This is a genomic window from Streptomyces sp. NPDC051219, from assembly GCF_040682335.1.
Lineage (GTDB): Bacteria > Actinomycetota > Actinomycetes > Streptomycetales > Streptomycetaceae > Streptomyces.
On the sequence record NZ_JBFBAS010000037.1, the window covers coordinates 1 to 25,906 of the forward strand.

At 67.9% G+C, this 25,906-nt stretch carries 26 protein-coding genes; 14 read left to right on the forward strand and 12 right to left on the reverse strand.

The genetic code is table 11. The annotated features are described in order from the left end of the window. The first annotated feature begins 254 nt into the window (after positions 1–254). The gene (locus tag AB0M62_RS29045; RefSeq protein ID WP_366077275.1) at positions 255–1,400 is read left to right on the forward strand and encodes a thiolase family protein; all 1,146 of its coding nucleotides are present in this window, start codon (positions 255–257) and stop codon (positions 1,398–1,400) included. A 10-nt stretch (positions 1,401–1,410) separates the two neighbouring features. Beyond that, positions 1,411–2,337, forward strand: coding sequence for an enoyl-CoA hydratase/isomerase family protein (locus tag AB0M62_RS29050; protein ID WP_366077276.1), 927 nt, complete (start codon positions 1,411–1,413; stop codon positions 2,335–2,337). 649 nt (positions 2,338–2,986) lie between these two features. On the opposite strand, the gene AB0M62_RS29055 is transcribed toward AB0M62_RS29050, so the two are convergent. Continuing rightward, positions 2,987–3,439 carry a MaoC family dehydratase gene (locus tag AB0M62_RS29055; protein WP_366077277.1) on the reverse strand — a complete coding sequence of 151 codons (453 nt, stop codon included), beginning with the start codon at positions 3,437–3,439 and terminating at the stop codon, positions 2,987–2,989. Between the two features lie 125 nt (positions 3,440–3,564). Here AB0M62_RS29055 and AB0M62_RS29060 point away from each other — a divergent pair, with 125 nt between their 5' ends. The 3 genes from AB0M62_RS29060 to AB0M62_RS29070 all read left to right on the forward strand — a co-directional run bounded on the left by AB0M62_RS29060 (position 3,565) and on the right by AB0M62_RS29070 (position 6,443). Further along, positions 3,565–4,335, forward strand: coding sequence for an SDR family oxidoreductase (locus AB0M62_RS29060; protein ID WP_366077278.1), 771 nt, complete (start codon positions 3,565–3,567; stop codon positions 4,333–4,335). Positions 4,336–4,646: 311 nt separating this feature from the next. Further along, positions 4,647–5,807 (forward strand): transposase, encoded by a 1,161-nt coding sequence (locus tag AB0M62_RS29065; protein WP_366077279.1) that lies wholly within the window; start codon positions 4,647–4,649, stop codon positions 5,805–5,807. Between the two features lie 171 nt (positions 5,808–5,978). Then, the gene (locus AB0M62_RS29070) at positions 5,979–6,443 is read left to right on the forward strand and encodes a hypothetical protein (RefSeq protein ID WP_366077280.1); all 465 of its coding nucleotides are present in this window, start codon (positions 5,979–5,981) and stop codon (positions 6,441–6,443) included. On the opposite strand, the gene AB0M62_RS29075 is transcribed toward AB0M62_RS29070, so the two are convergent. The 7 genes from AB0M62_RS29075 to AB0M62_RS29105 form a co-directional block, all read right to left on the reverse strand. Next, positions 6,349–7,557, reverse strand: coding sequence for an epoxide hydrolase family protein (locus AB0M62_RS29075; protein WP_366077281.1), 1,209 nt, complete (start codon positions 7,555–7,557; stop codon positions 6,349–6,351). The two genes, AB0M62_RS29070 and AB0M62_RS29075, sit on opposite strands and share 95 nt — an antisense overlap. Before the next feature lie 19 nt (positions 7,558–7,576). Continuing rightward, entirely contained in the window at positions 7,577–8,419 is an 843-nt protein-coding gene (locus AB0M62_RS29080) for a glucose 1-dehydrogenase (protein ID WP_366077282.1), read from the reverse strand. Between the two features lie 18 nt (positions 8,420–8,437). Further along, positions 8,438–8,869: a zinc ribbon domain-containing protein gene (locus AB0M62_RS29085; RefSeq protein ID WP_366077283.1), complete on the reverse strand. Its 432-nt coding sequence runs from the start codon at positions 8,867–8,869 to the stop codon at positions 8,438–8,440. After that, positions 8,869–10,050 carry a lipid-transfer protein gene (locus AB0M62_RS29090; protein ID WP_366077284.1) on the reverse strand — a complete coding sequence of 394 codons (1,182 nt, stop codon included), beginning with the start codon at positions 10,048–10,050 and terminating at the stop codon, positions 8,869–8,871. Before AB0M62_RS29090 ends, AB0M62_RS29085 begins: the two co-directional genes overlap by 1 nt. 17 nt (positions 10,051–10,067) lie before the next feature. Further along, positions 10,068–11,075: a phosphotransferase family protein gene (locus AB0M62_RS29095; RefSeq protein WP_366077285.1), complete on the reverse strand. Its 1,008-nt coding sequence runs from the start codon at positions 11,073–11,075 to the stop codon at positions 10,068–10,070. Beyond that, positions 11,072–11,350, reverse strand: coding sequence for a hypothetical protein (locus AB0M62_RS29100; protein ID WP_366077287.1), 279 nt, complete (start codon positions 11,348–11,350; stop codon positions 11,072–11,074). The genes AB0M62_RS29095 and AB0M62_RS29100 overlap by 4 nt, the downstream gene beginning before the upstream one ends. Before the next feature lie 280 nt (positions 11,351–11,630). After that, entirely contained in the window at positions 11,631–13,271 is a 1,641-nt protein-coding gene (locus AB0M62_RS29105) for an AMP-binding protein (RefSeq protein ID WP_366077288.1), read from the reverse strand. Positions 13,272–13,417: 146 nt separating this feature from the next. Between AB0M62_RS29105 and AB0M62_RS29110 the strand changes: the two genes are divergently transcribed. From AB0M62_RS29110 to AB0M62_RS29150, 9 genes are all read left to right on the forward strand, one after another. Continuing rightward, positions 13,418–14,236 (forward strand): SDR family NAD(P)-dependent oxidoreductase, encoded by an 819-nt coding sequence (locus AB0M62_RS29110; protein WP_366077289.1) that lies wholly within the window; start codon positions 13,418–13,420, stop codon positions 14,234–14,236. A gap of 108 nt (positions 14,237–14,344) precedes the next feature. Further along, complete coding sequence (locus AB0M62_RS29115; RefSeq protein WP_366077290.1) at positions 14,345–15,373, forward strand: LLM class flavin-dependent oxidoreductase; 1,029 nt, start codon at positions 14,345–14,347, stop codon at positions 15,371–15,373. Positions 15,374–15,399: 26 nt separating this feature from the next. Continuing rightward, entirely contained in the window at positions 15,400–15,594 is a 195-nt protein-coding gene (locus AB0M62_RS29120; protein ID WP_366077291.1) for a ferredoxin, read from the forward strand. A gap of 27 nt (positions 15,595–15,621) precedes the next feature. Continuing rightward, on the forward strand, positions 15,622–16,821 hold the full coding sequence (locus tag AB0M62_RS29125; protein ID WP_366077292.1) for a cytochrome P450: 1,200 nt from the start codon (positions 15,622–15,624) through the stop codon (positions 16,819–16,821). A gap of 22 nt (positions 16,822–16,843) precedes the next feature. Beyond that, positions 16,844–17,281, forward strand: coding sequence for a VOC family protein (locus tag AB0M62_RS29130; protein WP_366077293.1), 438 nt, complete (start codon positions 16,844–16,846; stop codon positions 17,279–17,281). Between the two features lie 28 nt (positions 17,282–17,309). After that, positions 17,310–18,164 (forward strand): TIM barrel protein, encoded by an 855-nt coding sequence (locus tag AB0M62_RS29135; protein ID WP_366077294.1) that lies wholly within the window; start codon positions 17,310–17,312, stop codon positions 18,162–18,164. After that, positions 18,161–19,207, forward strand: a complete 1,047-nt coding sequence (locus AB0M62_RS29140; protein ID WP_366077295.1) for an alcohol dehydrogenase catalytic domain-containing protein — start codon at positions 18,161–18,163, stop codon at positions 19,205–19,207. Before AB0M62_RS29135 ends, AB0M62_RS29140 begins: the two co-directional genes overlap by 4 nt. Before the next feature lie 403 nt (positions 19,208–19,610). After that, a complete protein-coding gene (locus AB0M62_RS29145; RefSeq protein ID WP_366077296.1) occupies positions 19,611–20,528 on the forward strand; it encodes an enoyl-CoA hydratase-related protein in 918 nt (305 codons plus the stop codon). Then, the gene (locus tag AB0M62_RS29150) at positions 20,521–21,759 is read left to right on the forward strand and encodes a CoA transferase (protein WP_366077297.1); all 1,239 of its coding nucleotides are present in this window, start codon (positions 20,521–20,523) and stop codon (positions 21,757–21,759) included. The genes AB0M62_RS29145 and AB0M62_RS29150 overlap by 8 nt, the downstream gene beginning before the upstream one ends. A 152-nt stretch (positions 21,760–21,911) precedes the next feature. Here the strand turns inward: AB0M62_RS29150 and AB0M62_RS29155 are convergent, their stop codons facing one another. The 4 genes from AB0M62_RS29155 to AB0M62_RS29170 all read right to left on the reverse strand — a co-directional run bounded on the left by AB0M62_RS29155 (position 21,912) and on the right by AB0M62_RS29170 (position 25,805). Beyond that, positions 21,912–22,115, reverse strand: coding sequence for a cupin domain-containing protein (locus tag AB0M62_RS29155; protein WP_366077298.1), 204 nt, complete (start codon positions 22,113–22,115; stop codon positions 21,912–21,914). Positions 22,116–22,225: 110 nt separating this feature from the next. Continuing rightward, on the reverse strand, positions 22,226–24,025 hold the full coding sequence (locus AB0M62_RS29160; protein WP_366077299.1) for an acyl-CoA dehydrogenase: 1,800 nt from the start codon (positions 24,023–24,025) through the stop codon (positions 22,226–22,228). A gap of 42 nt (positions 24,026–24,067) precedes the next feature. Further along, entirely contained in the window at positions 24,068–25,501 is a 1,434-nt protein-coding gene (locus AB0M62_RS29165) for an MFS transporter (RefSeq protein ID WP_366077300.1), read from the reverse strand. Continuing rightward, entirely contained in the window at positions 25,482–25,805 is a 324-nt protein-coding gene (locus AB0M62_RS29170) for a hypothetical protein (RefSeq protein WP_366077301.1), read from the reverse strand. Before AB0M62_RS29170 ends, AB0M62_RS29165 begins: the two co-directional genes overlap by 20 nt. Positions 25,806–25,906 lie beyond the last annotated feature (101 nt).

A 25,906-nucleotide genomic window follows, 5' to 3' on the forward strand; every position in this document is an offset into this window, starting at 1 on the left:
CCTTCGGCTATCCACGCGAACAGCTCGCGGCTGGCACCCAGCAGCCGGTCGCGGGTCGCGACGTGGTCGAGCACAACCGGCTTGGTCAGCAGAATTTGGCCTTCATTTCGAATCCACTTCCCAGGTAACGTCCTCATGTGTCTGAATTTCGAACTGACTTCTAGCCTTACGAATCAGCTTTTGTGTAGCATGTGCACGGTGCCCCTGCTTCCAGCGGTGCGGCAGCACCCCTGACTCGCAGAACGGAAGTGGACATGAGAGACGCGGTCATCGTTGAGGCTGTGCGCACGCCGATCGGCAAGCGTGCCGGCGCCTTGTCCAGCATCCATCCGGCCGACCTGTCCGCGACGGTGCTCGAAGCCATCGCCGACAGAACCGCCATCGATCCCTCGCTCGTCGACGACGTTGTCTGGGGCTGTGTGAGCCAGGTTGGAGAGCAGACATTCGACATCGCCCGCACCGCGGTGTTGTCGGCCGGCTGGCCCGAGTCCGTGCCCGGCACCACGGTGGACCGGCAGTGTGGGTCGTCGCAGCAGGCCGTCCACTTCGCCGCCGCCGGGGTCATCGCCGGCCACTACGACCTCGTGGTCGCGGGCGGCGTCGAGTCGATGAGCCGCGTGCCCATGGGGTCGGCCGTCGGCAGCCAGTCGCCGCTCGGCGCGAAGTACGCCGCGCGCTACTCACCACAGTTCCCGAGCCAGGGCCTAGGTGCCGAGACGATCGCCGAGCGGTGGGGGCTGAGTCGCACGCAACTCGACGATTTCGCGCTGCTCTCCCACGAGCGCGCGGCCGCCGCCACCGACTCCGGTGCCTACAAGAACGAGCTCATCGAGGTCGTCCTCGCCAACGGCGAGAGGGTCACGACAGACGAGGGCATCCGTCGCGGCGGGACGATCGAGAAGCTGGCCACACTGGCGACGCCGTTCAAGGAAGACGGTGTGATTCACGCGGGCAACGCGTCCCAGATCAGCGACGGAGCGGCCGCGCTGCTCATCACGACCTCCGAGAACGCCGCACGCCTGGGGTTGACCCCGATCGCGCGGGTGCACTCGGTCGCCGTCGCGGGCAGTGAGCCCAACATCATGCTCACCGGCCCGATCCCGGCGACCGAGAAGGTGCTCCGCCGGGCCGGCCTGAAGGTCTCCGACATCGGTGTCTTCGAGGTCAACGAGGCCTTCGCCTCGGTCGTCCTCGCCTGGCTCGCCGAGACCGGCGCCGACCCCGCGTTGGTCAACCCGCTAGGAGGCTCGATCGCCCTCGGCCACCCGCTGGGTGCCTCCGGCGCGCGCCTGATGGCCACGATGGTGCATCACCTGCGGGCCAACGGAGTTCGCTACGGCTTGCAGACCATGTGCGAAGGCGGCGGCCAGGCCAACGCCACCATTCTCGAGATCATCTGAAGGAGCCAACGTGTCCGTGCCGAGTTCGCATGACGAGCGCCGTGAGGCGGCATCGCCCGAGCCCGCCTCGACCTCTGGCTGGTCTGAGTTGGTGGTGTCGGACGTGGTGTCGGTGGATGGAGGTGGACCGGCGAACGCGTTGCTGGAGTTGGAGCACGTACGGCGCGCCGGCGCGGACGTCGCGTTGGTGCGCTTCAATCGCCCGGAGTCATTGAACCCTATCGACAAAGACACTATCGCGGCGTTGGCGTGGCTGCTAGAGACATTCATGTCTCTCGACGCCGCCCTGGTGCCGGACGCGGTCGTGCTGACCGGCAAGGGCCGGGCGTTCTCGGCGGGCGGCGACCTGAAGGGGTATCAGACCTTGTATCGCGATCCAGAACGGTTCCGTCGGTTCATGGACGATTTTGAGACCGTGTGCGCGCTGCTGGAGACGATGTCCTCGGTGACGGTGGCCATGGTCAATGGCCCGTGCGTGGCAGGCGGGTTGGAGCTGGCCCTGGCGTGCGACCTGGTGACGATCGCCGACTCGGCCGGCATCGGAGATGGCCACCTGAACTTCGCGCAGTTGCCGGGCGCGGGGAGCAGCCAGCGCTTGGTGAAGGCGATCGGCAGTGCATGGGCGACGCAGTGGTTGCTGACGGGGCGGTTGTACTCGGCGGAGGAGGCCGAGCGGACCGGTCTGATCGCGTTGCGGGCGCCCGACGAGGAGCTGCTCGAGCGAACTCTGACCATGGTTGCCGATATCGCGCGGCACACGCCCCTGGGTCGGGAGAAGATGAAAAAGCTGATCTCGATCGCGGATAACTCCCCGCTCGAGGACGGTCTCAAGCTCGAGAAAGACCTGGTCTTCGACTACGCGACCACCTCCCACGACGTGGTCGAAGGACTCAACGCCTTCGCCGAGAAGCGACCCGCCAACTACCTTGGTCGATGAGTGAGTGGGTGCGATGAGCGGCTCTGCGCGGATACGTCGGTTCACGCTCCGCGTCGCGGACTCGCTGCTCGACGACCCGCCGGGCTCGAGGTGTGGGGGACGTCGCGCCCCTGGGACCTCTTCGAGGCGGCCCGGCAGGCGTTGGTGCCGCACGACCAGCCGCGCTTGCTGGAGTTCGAACGGAAGGCGGCGTCGCACGTCGCCGTTCATGTGCTCGATCCGTTGACGCTCGCGCACGGACTGGTCGACTCACCGGTCGGACTCTGCTCGTGGCTCATCGAGCGTCGGCGAGCCTGGAGGGACTGCGGCGGCGATCTCGAGTCGGTCTACACCAAGGACGACCTCATCACCACGACGATGCTCGACTGGATGGGCGACTCGGTGGCGAGCAGCTGTGTTTCTACCCGCCCGCGGTGGAACGTCCCTGGCGGCCGTCGCGCAAACCTGGACCCAGGGCCGTCAGCGCGCCGACGGGCCTGTCGACCTTCGAACACCACGCGCGCAAGCCCGGCCCGTGGGTAGAGGAGTACTACAACCTCAGATGGCGAGCGTCCCATCGCACCGGCGGCCACTTCTCGCCGGGAGCGACCAGAGCAGGTCGCGGCCGACCTCCAGCCAGCTTCGCCGCCTTCGCCTGACAACGCCCGCCTCAGCGGCGGGCCAGCACCACCGTGTCCGCGACGCAGACGGGGTTCTGCGCGGTGTCGATCTCACCGTGTGCGCTCAGCACGAGGCGCAGCCCGTGTGCGGTGGCTTCCGACGTGGCGATGCGAGCGCGGGCCCGCAGCTGCGACCCGGCCGGCACCGGCGCGATGAAGCGGACCCGGTCGAGCCCGTAGTTCACCAGCACCACGTCCGGCTCGACGTCCAGCAACTCCCCGACCAGGGTCCCCACGAGCGACAGCGTGAGATAGCCGTGGCTGATCGTGATCCCGAACGGTCCATCAGCGGCGCGCTCGGTGTCGACATGAATCCACTGGCGGTCCTCGCTCACGTCCGCGAACCGATCGATGCGGCCCTGGTCGACGAACAGCCATCGACTCACGCCGAGGTCATGGTCCTTCGCCGCCGCCAGCTGGTCAAACGACAACTTCCGCGACATGGGGTCGGGCTCCTCCGCAGATTGGATTGGGCGCTCATGACTGAATCGGATGCTGACTGCTATGATCCAGCAGCCAAAATCTGGAATTCCATTCTATCCTGCCGGATACGTTCTGTGGAGGGCACATGGGCGAAGACTTCTTGGGGCTGCGCGACGCGCCCGTCCTGCTGGCCGGCGTGGGGCCCGGCCTCGGCTCCTCCATTGCCCGCGCGCTCGCCCGAGCCGGCGCGAAGGTCACCGTTGTCGCCCGTCGGCGCGAGTCGGTCGAGCAGGCGCTCGACGCGATCGCGGGCGACGGCGGGAAAGCCACCGGCATCCAGGCAGACCTGACGTCGGCCGCCGACCGGTCACGAGTCGTCGAGCAACTTACGGGCCTGGACGTCCTCGTCTACAACGCGGCATCAATCGGTGCCAGCGCCGACATCGCCGATGCCAGCATCGACGACTGGCGCGCCCTCGCCGAGGTGAACGTCTGGAGCCCGATCGCGCTCGTCCAGCAGACGCTTCCCCTCCTGCGCACGTCCGAGCGGGCGGCCGTGGTCATGGTGAGCGCGATGACCACCCGGATGGTGTCCGCGCGGGGTCGCGGAGGCTACGCGATCACCAAGGCCGCCCTCAACCAGGCCGTCCGCACCCTGGCGTTCGAGCTCGGGCCGGAGCAGATCCGCGTCAACGCCGTTGTGCCGGGCTGGATGGAGACATCGCAGGTCCATCAGTGGCGCGACGACCCCGCCCGGCTGCCCTACATCGAGAAGGCGCTCTCCGAGATCCCCCTCGGCGCCATTCCCCACCCCGACGACGTCGCGGGGTCCGTGCTCTTCCTTGCCTCACGACTGTCCGCCTCCGTGACCGGCGAGCTGCTGGACGCCAACGGCGGCCAGTACATGCGGGGGTGACCGGGCCCAATGACCGGCTTTGAGTTCTTCACCTGATTTCTCCCAGGAGGCCCCGTCCTTCAGGACTCCGTTGGGAAAGGGACGAATTGCTGGCCGGGGGGTCACTTTGACTCACGGCCCCGCAGGTCAAGTGATCCACTCACAGCCAGAGTGCGAGCCAGAATGTCCGCCCGTCCTTTTGCCAACGGAGTCCTTCAGGGCGGGGAGGAATGGGTCCTTGGCGCGGAGCCGCGAAGCGGCGGAGTTCTCTGCATGTCCGTCGTGACCTGTGCTTTCGGCTGTTTGTCAGTGGTGGTGGTTAGGTTGATGGGGTGAAGGTCGTGGTGCAGGTGAAGCTGTTGCAGTCGCCCGAGGTGGCGGCGGCTTTGGCGGCGACCCTGCCCGTGTGCAACCGGGCGGCTGATGCCGTATCGGTGGTGGCGTACGAGCGGGGCATCACGTCCCGCAACGAGTTGCAAAAGCTCGTCTACGCCCGCCTCAAGGCCGAGTTCGGGCTCGCTGCGCAGCCGGCTGTGCGCACGGTGAAGAAGGTGGTGGATGCCTACGCCACGTTACGGGCGAACATTCGGGCGGGGAACCTTGGTCCGGCCGGGTCGAGGCGGCGCAGCCGGGCGGAGTCCAAGCCGATCGTCTTCCGCTCCGATGCGGCCCAGCCGTATGACGACCGGATCTTGTCGTGGCAGCACGACGCGCGGACGGTCAGTATCTGGACCGTGGCCGGGCGGATCAAGAACGTGCCGTACACGGGCCATCCGGGCCGGTTGGCGATGCTGGCGAAGTACCGGCGGGGCGAGTCGGATCTTGTGCACCGTGACGGCATGTGGTTCCTGGTCGCCACCTGCGAGGTGCCCGAAGCGCCGCTCAATGCCGATCCGGTGGACTGGATCGGTGTGGACCGGGGGATCGCCAACCTCGCCACCACGTCCGACGGGGACAACTACCAGGGCCGCCGTCTTGGCCGCTACCGGCGCTGGCACGCCCGCAAGCGCGCCGAACTCCAGGCGAAGCAGACCCGCTCCGCTACCCGGCGGGCCAAGCGCCGGGCGAAGAGAGAAGCCCGGCACGCCACCCACGTCAACCACAAGATCAGCAAGGAGATCGTGGCCGTCGCACAACGCACCGGACGCGGTATCGCCCTCGAAGAACTGAGTGGCATCCGTGACCGGGTACGGCCCTCCCGTGACCAGCGGGCCACGCTCTCCTCCTGGCCGTTCCACCAGCTCGAAGAACACATCCGGTACAAGGCCCGGCGGGCCGGGGTGCCGGTGATCTGGGTGGACGCCCATTACACCTCGCAGATGTGCCCAAGATGCGGGCACACGGCGAGGAACAACCGTCCCACCCGGGACGCCTTCTGCTGTCGTCGGTGCGGGCTCGCTGGCCTGGCCGACCACGTCGCCGGGGTCAACGTGCGCAACCGCGGACGCTCGGCGTGGGTTCTCGTCAACGGACCCGTACCACAAAGGACCTGAACACCTCCCTTTGCTGGTAGATGCGACCCGTGGCCGTCCTGTCGTAGGGGACAGCCGGGAGCGCGACAAGGCGTAGAAGACCGAGTCAACAAGCTCGGTCGTTCTACGGCCGAGAAGTTGACCGTGGGAACAGAGCGTCTCGTCGCGACCGTCACCATGCGTCGGCGACCGGTGAACGCCCTCACCGTCGCGATGTATGAGGAGATGAAGGCGGTCCTCGAATCCGTCGAGAAGCTCGCGCCGCGCGCCCGCGTGGTCACGGACAACAGCCTGGAGCAGGCCGCCGACGACCTGGCCCACCGCATCGCACGCCACAGCCCCGTGGAGATCAGGTTCGCCAAACGAAGCCTGACCACCATCGAGTACCTCGACCTCAACTCCGGCTACGAGTTCGAGCAGGGCGTGACCGGCGAGCTTTCGGCGTATGACGACGCCAAAAAGCCGTCCGGGCGTTCTTCGAGCGAAGGCCGCCCGAATACACGGGTCGATAACAGCCGAAGGCCGCGACAATGCTCGGCGCGGCCCCCAGCGCTGCTGAGCGTCAGCGCGACTGGCGGAAGAACGCGCGGATGTCGCGCACGACAACCCCTGGTTCCTCGGCGGCAGCGAAGTGCCCACCCGTCGGCGACTCGGTGACCTGCCGCAGGTTGAAGTAGTCGCCCATCCAGCTCATGGACGCGCCGGGCGGCAGATCCTTGGCGAACACGGTCACGGCGGTAGGCGCCTCCACCACGGGTGTGCGGTCATGGGACGGATGCCAGCCGTGCTCGGCGTTCTCGTGATAGAGCCGGGCGGTGTTGACGAACGACTCGGTGACCCAGTAGATCGTGAAGCTCGTCAGCAGGTCGTCCCGGGTGAAGGCCGACTCCACGTCGCCGTCGCAGCCGCTCCACGACCGTCGACGCTCCAGCAGCCACGCGGCCAGGCCCGCGGGCGAGTCGTGCAGCGCGTACGCGAGGGTCTGCGGATCCAGCACGTGGGCCACCACATGCCCGACCTTGCGTCGTTCATATTCGACGAACGTCTTGCGGTCACCCACCCCGGACGGAATGGCATTGGCGAACAGGTCCGCCCAGGGACGGTCGGTGTTGAACGAGTGGAGCGGCAAGGGCCGCGGCGCGAAGTGCAGGCCGAGCATGTGCTCGGCGAACTTGTGCCCCAACTGCGCGGTGACCATGACCCCGTAGTCGCCGCCGTGCGCGGCGAACTTCTCATAGCCCAGAACGTCGACCATCAGGGTCTTCCAGACGTCGGCGACCTCCCAGATGGTCATGCCCGTGCGGGTGAACGGCGTCGAGAATCCGAAGCCCGGCAACGACGGAACAATGACGTCGAAGCTGTCGTTCGGGTCGCCGCCATGGGCGAGCGGGTCGGTCAGCGGGCCGATGACGTCGTGGAAGTCCCAGAAGGTCCACGGCCAGCCGTGGGTCAGGATGATCGGAATCGGGTTGGGTCCCGTGCCCCGTTGATGGATGAAGTGGATCGGCAGTCCATCGATCTCCGTCTTGTAGTGGGAGAACTGGTTGATCCGACGTTCCTGCTCCCGCCAGTCGAACTCGCCGCGCCAGTAGCGCACCAGCTCGTTGAGGTATGCCCCGTTGACGCCGTACTTCCAGTCGTCGTTGTCGAGGTCCGGGGCGAGGCGCGTGCGGCTCAGCCGCTCACGCAGGTCGTCGAGCACCTCCTGGCTGACGTGCACGGTGAACGGCTCGGCCGGCTTCCAGGGCAACGACGCGGAACTCGCGCTCATCTGTGTCTCACCACTCACCTCACCGAACGACCATGGAACCGGCGTCAACGGCCAGAGTCGATCCCGTCATCAGGATCGCGGCGTCACTCGCGGCGAAGGCGACCACCCGCGCGATATCGTCCGGTACGGCGATGCGCCCCAGCGGCAGGTGGCGGAAGGCATCGGGATTGCCCAGCTCGACCGTTCTGCCCGCCTCGGCGGCCTTGGCGCGACTGCGTTCCCGCAGATCGGCCAAGCCCGGTGTCTCTACGACCGTCGGCGCGATGTCGAGCACCCGGATCCCGGCAGGGCCGAGTTCCACCGCCAGACCTTTGGTGATGGCGTTCACGGCCTGCTTGGAGGTCGTGTAGACGAGGGTGCCAGGGTTCGGGTAGCGGTAGGTGGCGGTGGAGGCCATGTTGATGATGACCCCCCGCCGTTCCGCGGCGACCATCAACGGTGCGACGACCCGGCTGACGTTGAGCGCGCCACGCACGTTGACCGCCATCGTGCGGTCGAAGTCCTCGTCGAGGATCTCGTCGTAGGGGGCGGGCACGGCGAGCAGCCCAGCGTTGTTGACGAGGATGTCGATCTCGCCGAGCTCGGCGCGGATCGCCTCGACGGCTGCGCGCGTGGACCGCGGCGATGTGACGTCCATCGTCACCGGCATCGCCGTCGCCCCGCCGGCGGTGAGCTTTGCCGTCGTGTGCTCCGCCGTGGACTCGTCGATGTCGGCGACCGCGACCGCGGCCCCCGCCTCGGCCAGGCGAGAGGCGATGGCCACGCCGATACCCCGCCCTCCACCGGTGACGACGGCGACTCGGCCGGCGAGCGAGTACAGGTCGGCAAGGGATCGATTCGATACGTCCGCCGCAATGACCATGGATAACTCCCCTTAGGGTCAGCTCGAGCGCGGCGCGCGCGAGTCAGTTCGTTCGAAGCCCAGCAGCGTCGAGCCGGACACCTTGTAGACGTAAGCCCTGGCCCGCGTGTCCTCGTCGAGCGGGCCGTTTTCGATCCGGCCGAAGAGCCGGACTCCTTCGGCCTCCAGCTCCACCGCCACGACGGTGTAGGGCGTGTGCCCCTTGAAGGTTTCGTCGAGTGGGTGGTGGGCGACAATCCACGAGTAGACCCGACCCTCGCCGGTGGAGACGCTGGAGTCGATGTCGGTGCTACCGCAGTGCGCGCACGCCGGGATCGGCGGGAAGAAGTGGCGCTCGCATGCCCGGCAGTGTGGGATCCTCAGCTCCCCCGCCTCCAGCGCCTCCCACCACCAGGCGGTGTCGGGGTCGAAGTCGGGAGCGACCGTGACCTCTTGCAGTGGCTGGGACACTAGGAATCCTTCCTGAGCACGATGGCGGATCCGTCAACGAGAACACCGGAGGTGGCGACGGCCGTCGCGGCACCGGACACCTGGCGGGCGCCGGCTCGACCCTGGATCTGATACACGGCCTCCGTCACCGTGTTCATGCCGTGCACGTATCCCTCGTTGAGCAGGCCGCCGTGGGTGTTGGTCGGCAGCCGGCCGCCGAGCCTCGTGTTGCCTTCCCGGATGAACGCGCCGGCTCCGCCTCGTTCGACGAATCCAAGGGCCTCCAGGCCATAGAGAACGGCCGGGCTGAAACAGTCATAGATCTCGGCGACATCGATGTCCTGGGGGCCGAGACCGGCCGAGGCCCACAACCGGTCGGCCAGCATGTGCTGGCAGTTGCGACTGAGGTCGGGCCAGTAGTGGACATCGGCAATGTCGAGCCCCGACCCGCGCCCGGTGACCCAGGCTCCTCCTTCGAGCACCGCCGGCGGGACCTTGAGATCACGCGCCCGCTCCAGTGAGGTGACGACGACCGCGACCGCAGCGTCGACCTCGACCGTGCAGTCGACCGCCCGGAACGGCTCGACGACATAGCCTCGCGCGAAGTACTGGTCCTCGGTGAGGAGGTTCCGGCGGACCGCTCGCTCGTTGAGGGCGGAGTACTCGCGCTGGGCGATGACGACGCCGGCCAGGTCCGCCTCTGTCGCCCCGGTCTCAATCATGAAGCGTCGGGACCACATGGCGATGTAGTACGGGTAGGACGAGAACCCGATCGGGTATCTGAACTGGCCGCTGGGCGACTCGAAGTGCGTCGATCCAACCTTCTTGCCCGTACGGCCGTTCAAGGCACGGTAGACGATCACCGTATTCGCCAACCCCGAGGCGACGGCCATGGCCGCGTTCATGACGGCGAATCCCGGTTGGGAGCCGCCGTTGTTCAGGTCGAGCACGTAGCTCAGGTCACCGCACCCCAGGCCGGTCGCGACCGCCTGGCTGGATACCGAGTCGTTGAACAGACTGTAGGTGATGACGCCGTCGACATCGGCCGGCGTGAGGCCACAGTCCGCCAACGCGGCTCGGGACGCCTCGAGCGCGAGACTGAGAACCGACCGGCCGCCGGACGCGGTCAGATCGGTGTACCCGACGCCTGAAAGCGCGGTCTTGCCGACGAATGCGGGACGCGTACCACAACCGCTGGTCATGTCAGGAGCTCCTTGGGTCAGAGGGAATCGGGGCCATCGCGCAGCAACTCCAGACCGTCGTCCAGCAGCCCGCATGCCGTGTGTTGGAGTGACTCGTAGATCGGGTCGTGCTTCTTGCCCCGACGGTGCAGGTTCAGGTTGTAGCCGAGGATCGCCGCGTACTTGTAGCAGGAGGCGGCGACGTGCCACGCGAACCGCGTCGGATCGACGCCGTAGATCTCCGCAAGGTCGGGCAACGAGACCTCGACGCTCCCGGTGGGGTTCGGGTCGGGTGCGTAGCGCCGGCGCATCGACGCGACGGCAAGGCAGGCGAGGTCGGTCACGGGATGCCCAACCGTCGCGATCTCCCAGTCGAGCACCGTGACAACCGACGTGTCGTCGAACAGAAGGTTGCCGTAGTGGAAGTCGCCGTGCACCACGACCGGGCTCGTCACGGCACCGGCGTCGCCCACGCGCGCCGTGAGCTCGGTCGCCAGTGCCATGCCGGGCTGGTGAAGCTCCTCCTGCGAACGGTCGATCAACGGCCCCCAACGCCTGACCTCGAACGCCGGGTCCTCCTCGTAGGGATCGCCGGACAGGCTTGTCGCGGTCACGGGCACGGCCTGGATCGCCTTCAACGCGGCAACCGCCGCCTGGGCGGTGGCGACGTCGCCAGCGACCTCGCGGAAGGTCGACCACGCGCGGCCCTCGACCAGCTCCATGACGGCGAAGGCACGCCCCGCCAGTGCCGGCTCGCTGCTGCTCGCGATGACCCGTGGCGCGGGAGCCCCGGCGGCGCTGAGCGAAGCCATGATCCTGCCCTGGCGTCCCACATCGGCCGGCCCCTTGGGTGCCACCCCGAACGGCGAGAGTCGAAGGACCATCTGCCGGCGAGACGAGTCCGTGGTCACGACGAAGGAGTACGTGTCTCCCGAGTGGCCATCGCCGTACCGCGCCAGGTCGGACACATCGACCACGGGCGTGGCGAGCGCGTCCCGTAGCACCGGCACGAGTGCGGCGGCGATGTCGGTTGTACGGAGTGTCACTGGTTCCCTCTCATCAAGGCCATTGGCCGCCAGGCCTGTTTTCTCTCCACGCGCCAGGTCAGGGGTTCGCCGGGCGCCAGGCCCTGCTTGTCCGCGACGACCGCCGCGAACTCCTCCACCGCCTCCAGGTGCGCGGCCGGTGAGTCGAGGCCCTGGCCGATGGTCCGGAAGGCGACCCGGTCGACGCCGAGTGCCGCGAGGTGATCGAGTACCGCCACGCCGAACCCGGACCTGTCACGCCCGCGCTCCTCCAGCAGTGCCGTCAACCGCCGCATGGCCAAGTCGCCCCGCTCCCCCCGGGGCAGGGTGGATGAGCCCGTCGCCGAGCCGGACGGCCCGTGCGTAGGCCCGTTCGGAACCGCCGTCGAACCAGATGCGCGGGGCACGGCCGGTCGGGGCGCGATCGACACTCGGTCGACCGGGTGGCGCTTGGTCCGCGCCGAGAGCAGCGGCGCAGGCGCCCATAGCCGGCCCGGTCGGCGAGGGTCTCAAAACCTATAACCTCCGCAGCGGAGCCCGGCAGCTCCGTTTGCGGCAGCACCACATCGATACGCATCAGGCGTACCCGCGCGGCCCGAGGATCTGGTTGATCAGTACGTTCTTCTGGACCTTGCCGGTGCTCGTCGTCGGCAGCACGTCGACGATGACCAACTGCTCGGGAAGCTTGAACGCCGCGAGGCCGAAGGCCCGCAGCGCGTCGGTCAGCTCCCGCAGTGCAAGCGTGGCTCCGGGGTGAAGTACGACGCAGGCACACGCGACCTCCCCGAGACGTTCGTGCGGCACCGGTACCACGGCGCAGGAGGCGACCTGGGGAAGCTTGACGATCAGCTCCTCGATCTCGCGAGGCGCGATGTTCAGGCCACCCCGGATGATGATCTCCTTCATCCTGCCCACGATGGTGAGGTATCCGTCCTCGTCAAGAACGCCGAGGTCGCCCGACTCGACCCAGCCGTCCGGGTCGAAGGTCTTCGCGGTGCGCTCGGGGTCGTTGAAGAATCCAACACAGGCGCTGGGGCTTCGGACGTAGATGACACCCGGCTCACCCACCACGGGCTTGCCGTCGCGGCGCACCTCGAGCTCGACGCTGTCGAACGGCAGGCCGTCGGTCTCGGTCCGCTTGACCTCGGGGCTCTCCGGACGGTTCCAGGAGCCGATGAGCACCTCGGTCGACCCGTAGAGGCGCAGCACCGTCACTCCCCGTGTGGCCGCCTTCCTGACCAGATGCGGCGGCACGGCGGCACCACCACAGGAGAACTTCCGCATCGACGACAGGTCGGCACCGACCCGTTCCGCCTCGTTGAGGAGGTCGGAGAGGAACGTGGTCGCGGCGACGGTGTAGGTGCAACGCTCGTTCTGGATGGTGCGCACCGCTTCGGCGGGATCCCACCGATCCTGCAGGCACAGCGTGAGGCCGTGATGGATCGCCATCCGCAGGCCATAGTTGAACCCGGTCGAGTGGCCCACCGGTGACGGCATCCACACAGTGTCGTCACCGGTCAGCCCGAGCGCCTCGGCGGCGGCGCGCACGCCCGACTCGGTGGTGCACTCCGTGTGCATGATCGCCTTGGGCGTCGACTCCGTGCCAGAGGTGAAGAGAAGCTCCGAGACCGCCTGGGGCTCGGTGTTGGGCGGATATGGCGTCGCCTCGTAGCCCGCGATCATGCGTGCGAACGCCGTCGGGTCCGTCGGGTCCGGCACCACGAGGTGCGCGTTGAGCTCCGGCAGCTCGGAGACGAGCTGTGCGGCCAGACCCGCGTGATCGAACTGGCGGTAGACGCCGGGCGTCACCAGAAGCTTGGTGCCCGCCGTCGAGAGCATGTGGCGCATCTCCTTGCCGCGGTAGATCGGCAACATGGTGTTGAGCACGGCGCCACGAGCGAGCACCGCCAGGTCGACCACCACCGCCTCGTACCAGTTCGGCAGTTGCACGGCCACGACGTCACCGGGCTGTACGTTCAGCTCGACCAGTGCGCCCACCATGCGACACACATCCCGGTGCAGCTCCGCGTAGCTGCGCCGGCGGTCTCCCGCGAGATCAACCACTGCCGTCTTGTCGGGGTGGTCGGTAGCGTGCTGAGCCAAGCGGTCGGCGAGGGTGTCGGCGTTCCAGTAGCCGGCGGCCCGGTAGTACTCCCGCCGCTCCGGCGGCGTCACGGTGTCACGCGGCAGACGGACTGCCTCGGGAGTGGTTGCCATCCCCGGTCACCTCTCTGGGATTGAATCCGACTGACTGGCTATCTAGTGCTCAATTCTCGAATGCCATACGATCCAACCGTACGGCAATCAAAGTAGCTCGCGCAACGGCCTCGTGCGCCCCAACTCCGGCCCCTGGAGGGCAAACCATGACGTCCTCAAACGACTCGCCGCCCGTCACACCAGCGAGGATGCCCCACGACCTCACCGGCCGGAATGTCATCGTCACGGGAGGCAACGGCGGCATCGGCCTCGGCCTGGCCCGCGGTGTGGCCCGGGCGGGCGCCCGGGTGGCGATCTGGGGCCGCAGCGTCGAGAAAAACAAGGCCGCCCTCGCGCAGCTGCACGCAGCCGGCGCCGACGCGATCGCCATCTCCGCCGACATCCAGGACGAGGATCAGGTGCGGTCGGCGTTCGCCGAGAGTGTCTCGGCACTCGGCCGGGTGGACGCCTTCTTCGCCAACGCCGGCGTGCCCGGCGAGACGGTCGCCTTCGTTGACATGACACTGCGACAGTGGCGCGACGTTCTGTCGGTCAACCTCGACGGGACATTCCTGTGCCTGCGCGAGGCGGCCCGACACATGGTGGCCAACGGTGGGGGAGCCATCATCCCGGTCTCGTCGATCACGAACTTCTACGGTGGTGCCCGCAAAGAGCACTACGCGGCAAGTAAGGCGGGCATCGAGGCGCTGTCGCGTGCCCTTGCCGTCGAGCTCGCCACCGACGGGGTGCGCGTGAACGCGCTCGTTCCCGGGTGGACCGACACCGACCTGGTCGGCCCCGGCGCGGGATTCATCGAAGCCAAGAACTACGACAAGGTGCGCGAGTACACCCGCCGGCGCACCCCGGTCCAGCGGTGGGGCACCGGGGAGGACATGGCCGCCGTCGCCGCGTTCCTCGCCGATCCCACTCTGACCTTTCACACCGGCGACGCCCTGGTCGTCGATGGCGCCTACACCCGATTCTGAGCCAGACAGTGGATGGAAAACGGTTCGACTCAGCGCTTCTCGCCAGTTGATGTCTGGAATAGTCTCCAAGAACCGGGCGGCCGTTGTTCGAGCACAAGGAGCGCGCGCATGAAGACACATCTCCTCGCCTTCGGAGACCACCTCCCGGACCCGGTCACCGGTGCCTCGACCAGTGTCGCGGAGCGTCACCGCGCCGTGATCGAGTCAGGCGTCGCCGCCGAGGCCGCCGGCTTCGACGGCTTCAACGTCGGCGAGCACCACGCCGGTCCGTTCGTCAGCGTGAGCCCGCCCATCCTCCTCGCGGCCGTCGCCGCGCGCACCTCCACGCTGCGGCTCGGCACTGGCGTCACGCTGCTGGCCAACATCGACCCCCTCCGCGCCGCCGAGGACTACGCCGTCCTCGACCTTGTCTCCAACGGCCGGGCCGAGATCTGCGTCGGCCGCGGCAACTTGTTTGCCAAGACCTACGAGCTGTTCGGCCAGAAGCTCGACGACTCACGCCAGCTGTTCGAGGAGAACGTCGAGCTCCTCCTTCGGCTCTGGACCGAGGAGTCCGTGACCTGGAGCGGGCTGTCACGCCCAGACTTGAACAACGTCACCTTGCAGCCCAGGCCGATCCAGCGGCCGCACCCGCCCGTGTCGATCGGAGGCGGCGGGTCGGTGGAGACGGCGCATCTCGCCGCCCGGCTCGGGCTCCCGCTTGTCCTGCCCAGCGGCTTCAGCACACCGGACCGCTTCGTCCCGGTCGTGGCGGCGTACAAGGAGGCGTTCCAGAGCGTGAACGGAAGCCAGCCCAAGATTGGCGCGTGCTGGCACGTCAACGTCGCTCGGACCAGCCAGCAGGCTCGGGAGCGGTGGAAGCCGCGATTCGTCGCCTACCACGACTGGTTCGGCGCGCTCGTCCAGAGCCAGACGCCGGGCTTCAAGAGTGAGCCGCTGGACTTCGAATGGACGGTCACCCACGGCTCCGCCGTCGTGGGCTCGCCCGCTGAGGTAACCGAGCGCCTGCTGTTCCTGTCCGACACCCTCGGTGTCGACACGAACCTGCTCTACCTCGACTCCGGCGGCGCCCCGCTCGGCGAGGTGCTCGACATGATCGAGATCCTCGGCCACGAAGTGCTTCCGAAGCTCAAGTAACCACACCCATCGCACTCGGAGGAACCATGAAGATCGAGATTGACCTTGACCGCTGCTGCGGCGGGGGACAGTGCGTCCTCGCCGCACCGGACATCTTCGACCAGTCGGACGAGACTGGCTTGGTCATCCTCCTGGACTCCGAGCCGGCCCCGCAGTTCCACCAGGCAGTGCGCGATGCCGTCGTCGTCTGCCCGGCACAGTGCATCGCCCTCCACGAATAGCCGACGCCCGAGAATCGAGGTCAACTCATGCCGAAGACTGTCACGCGCTTCCCTATCCAGCGCACGCTCCCGTTTGACCCTCCAGCCGAGATCAGCGACCTGCGCGAGCACGACTCCATCGCTCAGGTCGAGCTGTTCGACGGCAAGCTCGCCTGGCTCATCACCCGGTTCGACGACGTCGCGGCCGTGTGCACGAACCCCGCGTTCAGCTCCGACACCACCAAGGACGGCTACCCGGAGGTGTTTCAGGGGCGGACCCGCAAGGAGGACAAGGAAAAGTCGCTGATCAGCATGGACCCGCCCGATCACGACAACCTCCGCCGGATGCTGACGATGTGGTTCACCGTGAAGCGGGCCGAGGAAATGCGACCGCGCATCCAGGCCCGCGTCGACGGTCTCATCGACGACATGCTCGCCAAGGACGGCCCGGTCGACCTGGTGCAGGACTTCGCGTTGCCCATTCCCACCTCGGTCATCTGCTGGCTCCTCGGCGTGCCGGAGGAAGACCACCTCTTCTTCCAGGAACGTTCGGCAACCAGGCTCGGGCTCGCCACGCCGGGCAAGGACGTCGCGTCGGCGACTACCGAGCTCCTCGCCTACCTCGACGACCTTGTCACCAAGAAGATCGACAACCCGGCCGACGACATCTTGAGCGACCTGGTGCACAACCACATGCTCACGGGGAACCTCGACCGGGTGACGCTGGTCGACCTCGGCCGGCAGCTGCTCATCGCCGGTCACGAGACCACGGCAAACATGATCACGCTGGCGACCATGCTGTTGCTGGAGCACCCCGATCAGTCCGAGGACCTCAGGGCCCACCCCGAGCTGTTTCCGACAGCCGTCGAAGAGGTCCTTCGCTACCTCACCATCGCCCAGACGCTCGTGGGTCGGGTGGCAACCAGGGACGTCACGATCGGGCAGCAGATCATCCGAGCCGGCGAAGGCGTGCGGGCGCTTCTCTACGCCGCCAACCGCGACCCGCGCGTCTTCCCCGAGCCCGACCGACTCGACATCCGACGCGGCAACGTCCGTCGGCACATGGCATTCGGGTTTGGCATCCATCAGTGCCTGGGCCAGGCCTACGCCCGGGTCGAGATGCACGTCGCGCTGCAAACACTCTTCCGCCGGTTGCCGAATCTCGCGATGGCGGTGCCGCTGGACGAGGTCAACTTCAAGTACGAGAGCTCCGTGCACGGCGTCCACTCACTTCCGATCACTTTCTGACGACGGCACGGAAGGCGCTGTGATGCTGCTTCGGCACGAGGACCTGTTCCACGTGGGCATCGTCGTGGACGATCTCCAAAAGGGAATGGAGCAGTATGGCGATTCGCCTGGCCTGGCCTGGCGGGAGTGCGCCTGTCCCACCCCCGATGTCCTCACCCCCCAGGGATGCCGGAAAATGCGGGCCGGGGCCGTCTACAGCGACAACGGCCCCCTCCACTACGAGCTGATCCAGCGCGACGACGACGGACTCTGGCAGCAGGTCGGCCTGCATGACCTGGGCTACTTCACCGACGACCTCGTCGGGGACATCGAGCGACTCGCCGAGCATGGGTTCGCCGAGGAGGGCGTGATGCACCGTGACGGTCTTCCGACGGCCGCCTACGTCACGCTCGCCGGGGCCATCCGGGTCGAACTGATACCACGGTCGTCCTGCCAACGGCTGATCGGCCGCGAAGCCTGATTCTCGACCGCCGAGAGGGGTCCTTCGCATGGTGCTGCTGGGCTACGAGACAATTCAATTCGCCCCGAAGTTCGCTCCCGATCCGCCGAGCCTGGAGCGCCAGGTAGGCGCCGCTTACGCGGCGGGCTTCTCGTGGATCGCCTTCGACCGGCACTCGCTCGAGGCGTGCGAGGCGCAACCGGGCGGTCTCGAACGGCTCGCGTCGATCTGCGACCGGGTGGGGCTGCCCTGTCGCGAGATCCAGTCCCTGCGCGTCCTCGCCGAGCGCGACGAGACGTTGGCCGGTGTGCGGGCGCTATGCCGGCGGGTCGCCGTCCTGAAGCCCGATGTCGTGCCGATCGTCTTCTTCGTGCCACCGACAGAGGACTGCGTCGCGCTGACGCGGGAGTTGATCGCGCTGGTCCGTGCGGCTCACGCCGAGGTGTCGTTTGCGATCGAGTTCAGCCCCCTGTTCCCCGTCGCCGATGTCACCGCCGCCCTGCACGTCGTGGAGCGCCTTGGCTGCGAGCGAGTCGGCCTTGCGGTGGACACCTGGCACGTGTTCAACGGGTCATCGTCGCTTCAGGACCTCGCCGGGCTCACCCCGGAGCAGGTGCCGCTCATCCAGTTCAACGATCATGGTCCGCTGGCCGGCGTACCCGTCGACGTCGCCAAGGACCACCGGCTTCTTCCCGGCGACGGCGTCTTTCCCCTGCGGGGCTTCGTCGATCTCATGCTCCGCAACGGGATCGACGGGCTGGTCGGGGTCGAGATCGTCTCGCGGAGCATGCGTGCCTGGAGCCCGGAAGAGTTCGCCGAGCGGGCTTTCCGATCCGCTGCGGCGTTCTGGTCGCCCGCCGGGTGCGAGCACTCCATTACCGACCAGGTGAGGGGAGCATCATGACCCAGATGGATGCCTACCGCATCATCGGCTGGGGCAAGGGCGCTTACCAGAGTGTGCCCGTCCCCGAACCTGGTGTCGGCGAGATTCTCCTCGAGGTGAAGGGAGCCGGGCTGTGCGCCAGCGACCTGCACTTCCTGCGCCTGCCGCCGGGCGGTTGGGGGTCGTCACCGCCGTGGACCCTTGGCCACGAGAACGCCGGTGTGGTCGCCGCCGTCGGGCCCGGCGCCACCCGCTTCGGCGTCGGCGACGCGGTTCTGGCCACCGGTATTCATAGCTGTGGCAGTTGTCGCTACTGCGTGCGTGGCCACGACAACCTGTGCCCCAAGGCCACCGGTGGACGGGGAGTCGGCATCGACGGCGGGTTCGCGCGCTATGTCGTCGTGCCGGACCGTGAGCTGGTCGGCTTGACCAACCTGGAGCCGCGCGTGGCGGCCCCCCTCGCCGACGCGGGCCACACCTCCTACGGCGCGGTCGCGCATGTCATCGAGCGGCTCGCGCCGGGCGCCACCGCGTTGGTCATCGGTGCCGGCGGCGTGGGTTCCTATGCCGTGCAGTACCTCAAGGTGCTGACCTCCGCCCGCGTCGTCGTCGCCGAGCCGTCCGCGGGGCGGCGCGAGTATGTCACGGAGCTGGGCGCGGACGTCGCGATCGAGTCCGGCCCCACGACGGTCGAGGCGGTGCGGGACCTCACCGGTGGCCGCGGCGCCGACGCGATCATCGACTTCGTGGGCAACGCGTCGTCGATCCAGACGGCGCTGGCCAGCGCCGCGCCCCTGGCCAAGATCGCACTGGTGGGGATGGGTGACGCCGACGTGCGCCTCTCCTGGTCCAAGGCGCCGGCCATCGGGGCCGAGGTCTCCTGGCGGATGGGTGCGACGGTCGGCCAGCTGGAGGAGGTCGTCTCGCTCGCGGAGCGCGGCCTGCTGCGCATCGACAACGAGTACTTCGCGTTCGACCAGATCGAACGCGCGATGGAACTGCTGGGCGCGGGCCAGCTCCGCGGCCGGGCCGTGATCGAGCCCGGTCGGCTGTCGGCCTCGTAGCCGCGGGAGAACGAAGAACGAGCTGTGGAAGGGGGCGTGGTGGTGTGGCTCTGCAATGCCGATCGGTCGTGACGGGCGAGGGCTGCTGGTCGGAGGCGACACGGATCGCGGTCGCTCAGGTTGAGTTCGCCAGCAGTCTGCCTGGGACGTCGGCGTACGAGATCTACGCCGACGCGACGGAGTCCGTGCTCGTGCAGCTCGCGACGTATGTCGACGTCGAGGCCTGGCTGCGGCACAGCCGGAGCACCCCGCTCGCCGCCAGCTACATGAGGGTGGTGACCGTGCCGGGCTCTCGAGGTCTATGGCGAGAGCACCCCGGAGCTCGACGAGGTCCTGGCGAACTATGGCGCGGTGAAGCAGTTCACGAGCATGCGACCGGCCGACGATAGGTGAAGGGTTACCCATGGCACAATTCGAATTCATCCAGGTAGTCAAGCGCGGAGCCGTCCTGGACTGCTGGCTCAACCGTCCCCAGGTCCGCAACGCCTTGTCGACCGCGGTCGAGGACGAGTGGGATGACGTCCTCGAGCTGGCCGCCGGCGACGACAGCATCAAGGTGGTCACCCTGCAGGGGCGTGGTCCCGTCTTCTCTGCGGGTGCGGACATGAAGGAGTTCGCGGCCACCTTTGAGGACGCCGCCCCATCGGGGGAGCCCGATGAGTCGGGGGCGGTGGAGATCACCGAAAGGCCGCGACGCCGTCACGGCGCGAGCAAGCGGCTGTGGCCACCGCCGGCGATGCACGAGCCATCGCTGCCTCGCTCGTGGTACTTCCACAAGACGCTCATCGCCGGGGTGCACGGCTTCGTCGGGCCGTACGCCCAGCGATTGCTGGCACCCTTCGACTTCGTCATCGCGGCGGAGGGCACGCGGTTCAGCTGGGAGCAGGCGCGGATGGGCAGTCAGAACCACCCGCTGGCGATCTACTCCTTCCAGCTTCCGATGCGTGTGATCAAGCAACTGCTGCTCATGGGCAGCTGGTTCGACGCCGACACCGCGCATCAGCTCAGCCTGGTTCAGCGGGTCGTGAGTCTGGATGAGCTGCCGGGCGAGGTCGCCCGCTGGGCGGAGTCGGCCTCGGGTCTCACGCTGGAGACGATCGCCGCCTACAAGGAGGGGATTCATCGGATGTACGAGATCATGGGACTGCACGGCATGATCGGGATAGGGAACAACGTCAACGCCCACGCGGCGGGCAGCCGTGGCGGCGACTTCCACGGGACCCTGCGCGACAGCGGCATGGCGGCGGCGCTGAAGCGGCGCAACGACGGCGTGGACCCGACGGTCACCCAGATCACCGTGGGCGGTGGGTCCGATGAGTGACGAGTCGCCCAACCCGCCGGCGGCGACCGCGCGGGCCGCGGCGGGTCCCCTGGCGGGGGTGCGGGTCCTCGACCTCACGCGGGTCATCGTCGGTCCCTATGCCACGCAGTTCCTGGGCGACATGGGCGCCGACGTGATCAAGGTCGAGAGTCCCGTTGGAGACCTGACGCGTTCGGTCGGGTCGCAGCGCAACCCCGACATGTCGGCCAACTTCCTCATCTTCAACCGGAACAAGAGAAGCATCGTCCTCGACTTGAAACGACCGGAGGGCCAGGAGGCGCTTCGTAAGCTGGTCGCCCAGGCCGATGTCTTCGTCGTCAACTACCGCCCGGCCGCCCTGGCTAAACTCAACATCACCTATGAGGACCTCAAGGAGATCAATCCCGAAATCGTCTACTGCCGGGTTGTCGGCTACGGGGAGGACAACCCCAATGCGGCGAAGCCGGCCATCGATGACGTGATCCAAGCGCTCACCGGGGCGGTGGCACTGCAGGGCGCACTGACGGGCACGCCGAGCTACGTCGGGCTTCCGATGGCGGACCTGACGTGCGGCCTTTTCGCCCTCGGCGGGATCTTGGCCGCGCTGTACCGCAAGAGCGTCACCGGCAAGGGCGACGAGGTGGAGGTCCGGATGTACGACGCCATGGCGTCGTTCAACCTCAGTCCACATCTGGCCGGCGAGTCGTTCGTCCCCGCGTTGGCTCCGGCGATCTACCCACGCAGTGTCTCGTCCAACCGCAAGCCGTTCGAGACGGCGGACGGCACCATCACGGTCGCGCCCTACACCGACCGGGCATGGCGCAGCTTTTTGAAACTGATCGATCGGGCAGACCTGCTCGACGACCCTCGCTATGCCACCGTCCACGCGCGCTCGGCACACCTGAACGAGCTCTACGAGATGATGATCCCCGTGATCAAGTCGAAGTCGTCCGAGGAATGGATGCGGCTTCTCGAAGCCGCGGACGTCCCGTGCAGCCGGGTGCAGACGACCCAGGATCTCGTCAACGACCCCGCCCTGTACGACGCCGGGCTGCTCACCGAACATGACCATCCCACCGAGGGACGCATACGGTTGCTCAACAACCCGGTCCGCTTCACCAACGCTCCGAACTCGATCCGCCGACTTCCGGCCAACCTGGGCGCGCACACCCGCGAGGTCCTGCTCGAGCTCGGCTACGACAGCGCCGAGGTTGAGGCCCTGACGCAGGCGGGTGCGGCCCGGGAGCCGTAGGGTCGGCCAGAGGTGGCTCACTCCGTGGCGGGCGGAGGCACCCTCGTTCGCCGCCGCGTCGGGGACCACGCCGGGCGGGGGAGGAGTCAACGCCCCCGCGGGCACCCCGGCCTCCCGCATCAGGTTCTCGAAGCCGGCCGGCGCCGAGATCATCAGCCACCGGGCGCACTCGCTCTCCCGATGGAGTCGGCGGCTGGCTGGTGGACCATGTCGTCGAGGGTGGTGAAGGAGTCGCCCGGTCCGAGCACGACCGACACGTCGGCCGTGTGGACGCTGAGCGTGCCTTCGAGGACGTAGAACGTCTCACTTTCCCGGCTGTGGACGTGCATCGGGCCCTGAAAGCTCTCGGCCTGCATCCTCGGTCAGGGCGAACGCTCTCCCGCTGTCCTCGCCGTCGACGAGGACAGCGGGAGAGGTAGTGCGCGAAACCACGGGATACGGGCGCGCCGTACCCATGGCACCTTCCTCAGAACTCGTCCGGGCGCATGCACAGCGCTGGTGAATGGTTGGCCGCCAGCAGGTCCAGCTGGACCCGCGCGTGCGGAAGCTCGTGCAGGAAGAAGTGGGAGGCCGCGGCCAGCTTGCCACGGTGGAACGGGTCGGTGCCGCTGGCCGCGACCAGAGCCTGATCGAGCCACATCCACGCGATGACGAGGTGACCGGTGGCTTCCAGGTAGACCGACGCGTTCGCCAGCCGGGCCGCCACGTCCGGCACCGCGCGCAGACTCTCCGTCGTGCGCAGCAACCGGTCCCAGTCACCGGCCAGCGCGTCGCCCATGGCGCGCAGCTCGGGCAGCGGCGACTTCTGGGCGCGGCTGGCCGATTCGCCCACGAGCCCGGCGAGCATGCGCAGGCCTTCGGCCCCGTCACCGAGCACCTTGCGGTTGAGCAGGTCGAGCGCTTGGATGCCGTGGGTTCCCTCGTGGATCGGGTTGAGGCGGTTGTCCCGGTAGTGCTGTTCCACGTCGTAGTCGCGGGTGTAGCCGTAGCCGCCGTGCACCTGGATGGCCAGCTCGTTGGCGCGCAGGCACCACTGGGCCGGCCAGCTCTTGGCGATCGGGGTGAGCAGGCCGAGCAGGGTCGCGGCTCGCGCGCGCGCCTCGAGGTCGGTAGCCGTCTTGTGCTCGTCGAGAAGCCAGCCGCAGTAGAGCACGAGCGCGAGCGCGCCCTCGGCATAGGACTTCTGGGTCAGGAGCATCCTGCGCACGTCGGCGTGCTCGATCAGCGGCACCTGCGGGCGGTCGGGGTTGCGCTCCCCGACCGGGCGTCCCTGAGGCCGTGACTTCGCGTAGGCGAGCGACTTGAGGTAGCTCGTGTAACCGAGCGAGACGGCGCTCAGACCGACACCCACCCGGGCTTCGTTCATCATGTGGAACATGTACGCCAGCCCCTGGTGCTCCTCGCCGACGAGGTAGCCGACCGCACCGGGCCGGCCCGCGGGCGAGTGGGTGCCGTCGCCGAGGGCGAAGACGGTGTTGACGGTCGCCCGAGCCCCCATCTTGTGGTTGAGTCCGGCCACGGCGACGTCGTTGTGCTCGCCGAGGGTGCCGTCAGGATTGACCAGGAACTTGGGCACGATGAACAGGGAGATGCCCTTCGCACCTGGTCCTCCGCCGGGAGCCTTGGCCAGCACCAGGTGGACGATGTTCTCGCCCATCTGGTGGTCGGCGCCGGATATCCACATCTTGGTGCCGAAAAGGCGATAGGTGCCATCGGGCTGCGGCTCGGCGCGGGTGGTGATGTCGGCGAGGCTCGACCCGGCCTGCGGCTCGGAGAGCGCCATCGTCCCGAAGTACCGGCCCTCGACCATCGGCACGACGAAGGTCGCGACCTGCTCCGGCGTGCCGTGGGCGAGGAGCAGGTTCGCGTTGCCGATCGTCAGGAGGTTGTAGGCCGCCGTCGACATGTTGGCCGCGTAGAACCAGGCCGTGCAGCCGTTGAAGACCGACTGCGGAAGCTGGAAGCCCCCCACCGACGAGTCCATGGTCGCACCGATCAGGCCGGCGTCGGCGTACGCGCGAAGCGCGGGCTCGATCTCGGGCAGCACGTGGACTTCGCCGGCGACCAGGCGCGGCTCCTCGAGGTCGCCCTTGCGATTGTGGGGCGCGAAGTGCTCGGTCGCGATCTGCTCGCTCAGCGCCAAGACGTCCTTGAAGGTCGCGACGGAGTGCTCCGCGAATCGTTTGCGGCCGACCAGCGACCCGACGTCCAGCCACTCGAAGAGCATGAAGTCAAGGTCACGCCTGGAGATGATGGTCTCTGTCATAGCTGCCGTTCCCATTGATGTAGACATTTAATGATCTGATGGTCAGGCGACCACGGTTGCTGGCCGGATGCCGCATGTTCGTGGCAGGAGCAGGCTGGTGACCGCCGTGAGCGCCGCAGCGACAAGCAGGAGGACGAGCGCCGCCCAGAAGGAGGTGGCCGTGCGCTGTCCGCCGTCCGACGCGCTCGCGTTAAGGGCGAGCAGTGTCGCCTGAATGCCCAACGTGCCGCCCACGATGCGAATGTTGGCGTTCATACCGACCGCGGCACCCGTGTCGGCCGGGCTGACCGAGGCGATGACGAGTGCGGTGATCGCCGACTGTCCGAGACCGAAGCCCACCCCCAGCGCCGCGCACACGACGACGAAGTGCCAGCGTTGCGTGTGCAATCCGAGGAGCGCGACCAAGGAGAGCACCAGGATGGCCGAGCCGCCGATCACCGGCACGCGTGGCCCTATCCTGCGGATGATCGGGCCGGCGCAGGCCCCGAAGGCGAACATGCACATGGGCATGGGCAGGCTCAGCAGCCCCGACTCGGCGAGGGATGCGCCGAGGCCGGATCCCGTCGCGCCGGGGGCAGACTGGAGGACGACCGGCACGAAGGCGAATACACCGAACAACGCCGCGCCGAAGAAGAAGGTGGTCATGTTCGCCTGCCAGACACCGTCGGTCCGAAGGATCCGCGGGCTGATCATGGGGCTCGGCGAGTTCCGCTCCACCAGAAGCCACACCGTCACCAGCGGGAGGACGGCGGCGGCGCAGACGAGCGTCGCGGGCGAGGTCCAGCCCCATCGCCCGCCTTCCGCCGCGGCGAGCAGGATCGCGGTGATCCAGGCGACCAGAAGCAGAGCGCCAACGTACTCGATGCGGCCGGGGGCGACCGTGCCGGCCTCGGGCACCACCAGCGTGAGGATCGCCACGGAGACGGCGGTGAGGATCAGCGGGACGAGGAAGACCCACGCATAGCCGAGGTGCTCGGTGACGGGCCCGGCGAGCACCAGCCCGACCGCGGCCCCGCCGGTGGTCGTCGCGGTGAAGCTCCCGACCGCGGGCACGACCGATGGGGCCGGGAGGTGCTCACGCAGCAGCACGACGACCAGGGGGAAGATCGCGGCCGAGGTGCCCTGCAGTGTCCGGCCCGCGACCAGGACCTCGAGCGTCGGTGCGAACGCCGATGTCGCCAGCCCGACCATCAGCGCGCCCAGGGCCCAGAGCAGGACCCGTTTGCTGCCTTTGATGCCGCCGAGCCGACCACCGATGGCGGTGGTCGCGGCCGAGACGAGCAGGAAACTCGTCAGCACCCAGGAGGTCGCGCTCGGCGAGCTGTCGAACCGCTCTTCGGTGGCCAGCAGCAGTGGCGCCATCACCGACTGCAGGAAGGCGAAGGCGAAGGCCGGCATCGCGAGCGACGCCTGGAGCGCGAGCGACCGCCGTCGGGTGTGCGCCCAGGGCAGCGACTCAGCCGGAGGTGTCGACATGCGCTCGGACGTGTTCCTTTGCCTCGTCCAGCCAGCCTCGGCTGTCGGCGAAGGCGAGCATGGCGTCGAACTCTGCGTTGAGCCAGGCGCGCTCGCCGACGCTGGCTGCCCGCAGCCAGGCAGTGCGCAGGTAGGCATGGGCGCCGGCCGGGTCGGCGTAGTCGGCGTGCCAGGCGCGCAGCGCGGCGTCGAGCTCGGACCGCACCGGCTCGGGGACGCGAACCGACAGCGAACGGAAGTCGTCGGGCTGCTCGATGGCCACGGCGGGTAGCCCACCAGCGATGACGGCCAGTGTCACGATCATTGCCCCGTTCCCCTTCGGGCTGAGTAGAATTCGCTTCGAACAGTAGGTTGCCAATGCGTTGTGGTGCAACTAGATTCGATTAAATAGAATCCAATCCGAAG

What these genes read in the sequence shown, in the direction of transcription:
- AB0M62_RS29075 (WP_366077281.1), bottom strand. Translation starts at nt 7,557, where the DNA reads ATGAGCGCGAGTTCCGCGTCGTTGCCCTGGAAGCCGGCCGAGCCGTTC.
- AB0M62_RS29055 (WP_366077277.1), bottom strand. Translation starts at nt 3,439, where the DNA reads ATGTCGCGGAAGTTGTCGTTTGACCAGCTGGCGGCGGCGAAGGACCAT.
- AB0M62_RS29135 (WP_366077294.1), top strand. Translation starts at nt 17,310, where the DNA reads ATGGTGCTGCTGGGCTACGAGACAATTCAATTCGCCCCGAAGTTCGCT.
- AB0M62_RS29170 (WP_366077301.1), bottom strand. Translation starts at nt 25,805, where the DNA reads ATGATCGTGACACTGGCCGTCATCGCTGGTGGGCTACCCGCCGTGGCC.
- AB0M62_RS29125 (WP_366077292.1), top strand. Translation starts at nt 15,622, where the DNA reads ATGCCGAAGACTGTCACGCGCTTCCCTATCCAGCGCACGCTCCCGTTT.
- AB0M62_RS29080 (WP_366077282.1), bottom strand. Translation starts at nt 8,419, where the DNA reads ATGGTCATTGCGGCGGACGTATCGAATCGATCCCTTGCCGACCTGTAC.
- AB0M62_RS29110 (WP_366077289.1), top strand. Translation starts at nt 13,418, where the DNA reads ATGACGTCCTCAAACGACTCGCCGCCCGTCACACCAGCGAGGATGCCC.
- AB0M62_RS29150 (WP_366077297.1), top strand. Translation starts at nt 20,521, where the DNA reads ATGAGTGACGAGTCGCCCAACCCGCCGGCGGCGACCGCGCGGGCCGCG.
- AB0M62_RS29155 (WP_366077298.1), bottom strand. Translation starts at nt 22,115, where the DNA reads ATGCAGGCCGAGAGCTTTCAGGGCCCGATGCACGTCCACAGCCGGGAA.
- AB0M62_RS29115 (WP_366077290.1), top strand. Translation starts at nt 14,345, where the DNA reads ATGAAGACACATCTCCTCGCCTTCGGAGACCACCTCCCGGACCCGGTC.
- AB0M62_RS29045 (WP_366077275.1), top strand. Translation starts at nt 255, where the DNA reads ATGAGAGACGCGGTCATCGTTGAGGCTGTGCGCACGCCGATCGGCAAG.
- AB0M62_RS29090 (WP_366077284.1), bottom strand. Translation starts at nt 10,050, where the DNA reads ATGACCAGCGGTTGTGGTACGCGTCCCGCATTCGTCGGCAAGACCGCG.
- AB0M62_RS29165 (WP_366077300.1), bottom strand. Translation starts at nt 25,501, where the DNA reads ATGTCGACACCTCCGGCTGAGTCGCTGCCCTGGGCGCACACCCGACGG.
- AB0M62_RS29100 (WP_366077287.1), bottom strand. Translation starts at nt 11,350, where the DNA reads ATGCGGCGGTTGACGGCACTGCTGGAGGAGCGCGGGCGTGACAGGTCC.
- AB0M62_RS29130 (WP_366077293.1), top strand. Translation starts at nt 16,844, where the DNA reads ATGCTGCTTCGGCACGAGGACCTGTTCCACGTGGGCATCGTCGTGGAC.
- AB0M62_RS29145 (WP_366077296.1), top strand. Translation starts at nt 19,611, where the DNA reads ATGGCACAATTCGAATTCATCCAGGTAGTCAAGCGCGGAGCCGTCCTG.
- AB0M62_RS29140 (WP_366077295.1), top strand. Translation starts at nt 18,161, where the DNA reads ATGACCCAGATGGATGCCTACCGCATCATCGGCTGGGGCAAGGGCGCT.
- AB0M62_RS29120 (WP_366077291.1), top strand. Translation starts at nt 15,400, where the DNA reads ATGAAGATCGAGATTGACCTTGACCGCTGCTGCGGCGGGGGACAGTGC.
- AB0M62_RS29060 (WP_366077278.1), top strand. Translation starts at nt 3,565, where the DNA reads ATGGGCGAAGACTTCTTGGGGCTGCGCGACGCGCCCGTCCTGCTGGCC.
- AB0M62_RS29160 (WP_366077299.1), bottom strand. Translation starts at nt 24,025, where the DNA reads ATGACAGAGACCATCATCTCCAGGCGTGACCTTGACTTCATGCTCTTC.
- AB0M62_RS29105 (WP_366077288.1), bottom strand. Translation starts at nt 13,271, where the DNA reads ATGGCAACCACTCCCGAGGCAGTCCGTCTGCCGCGTGACACCGTGACG.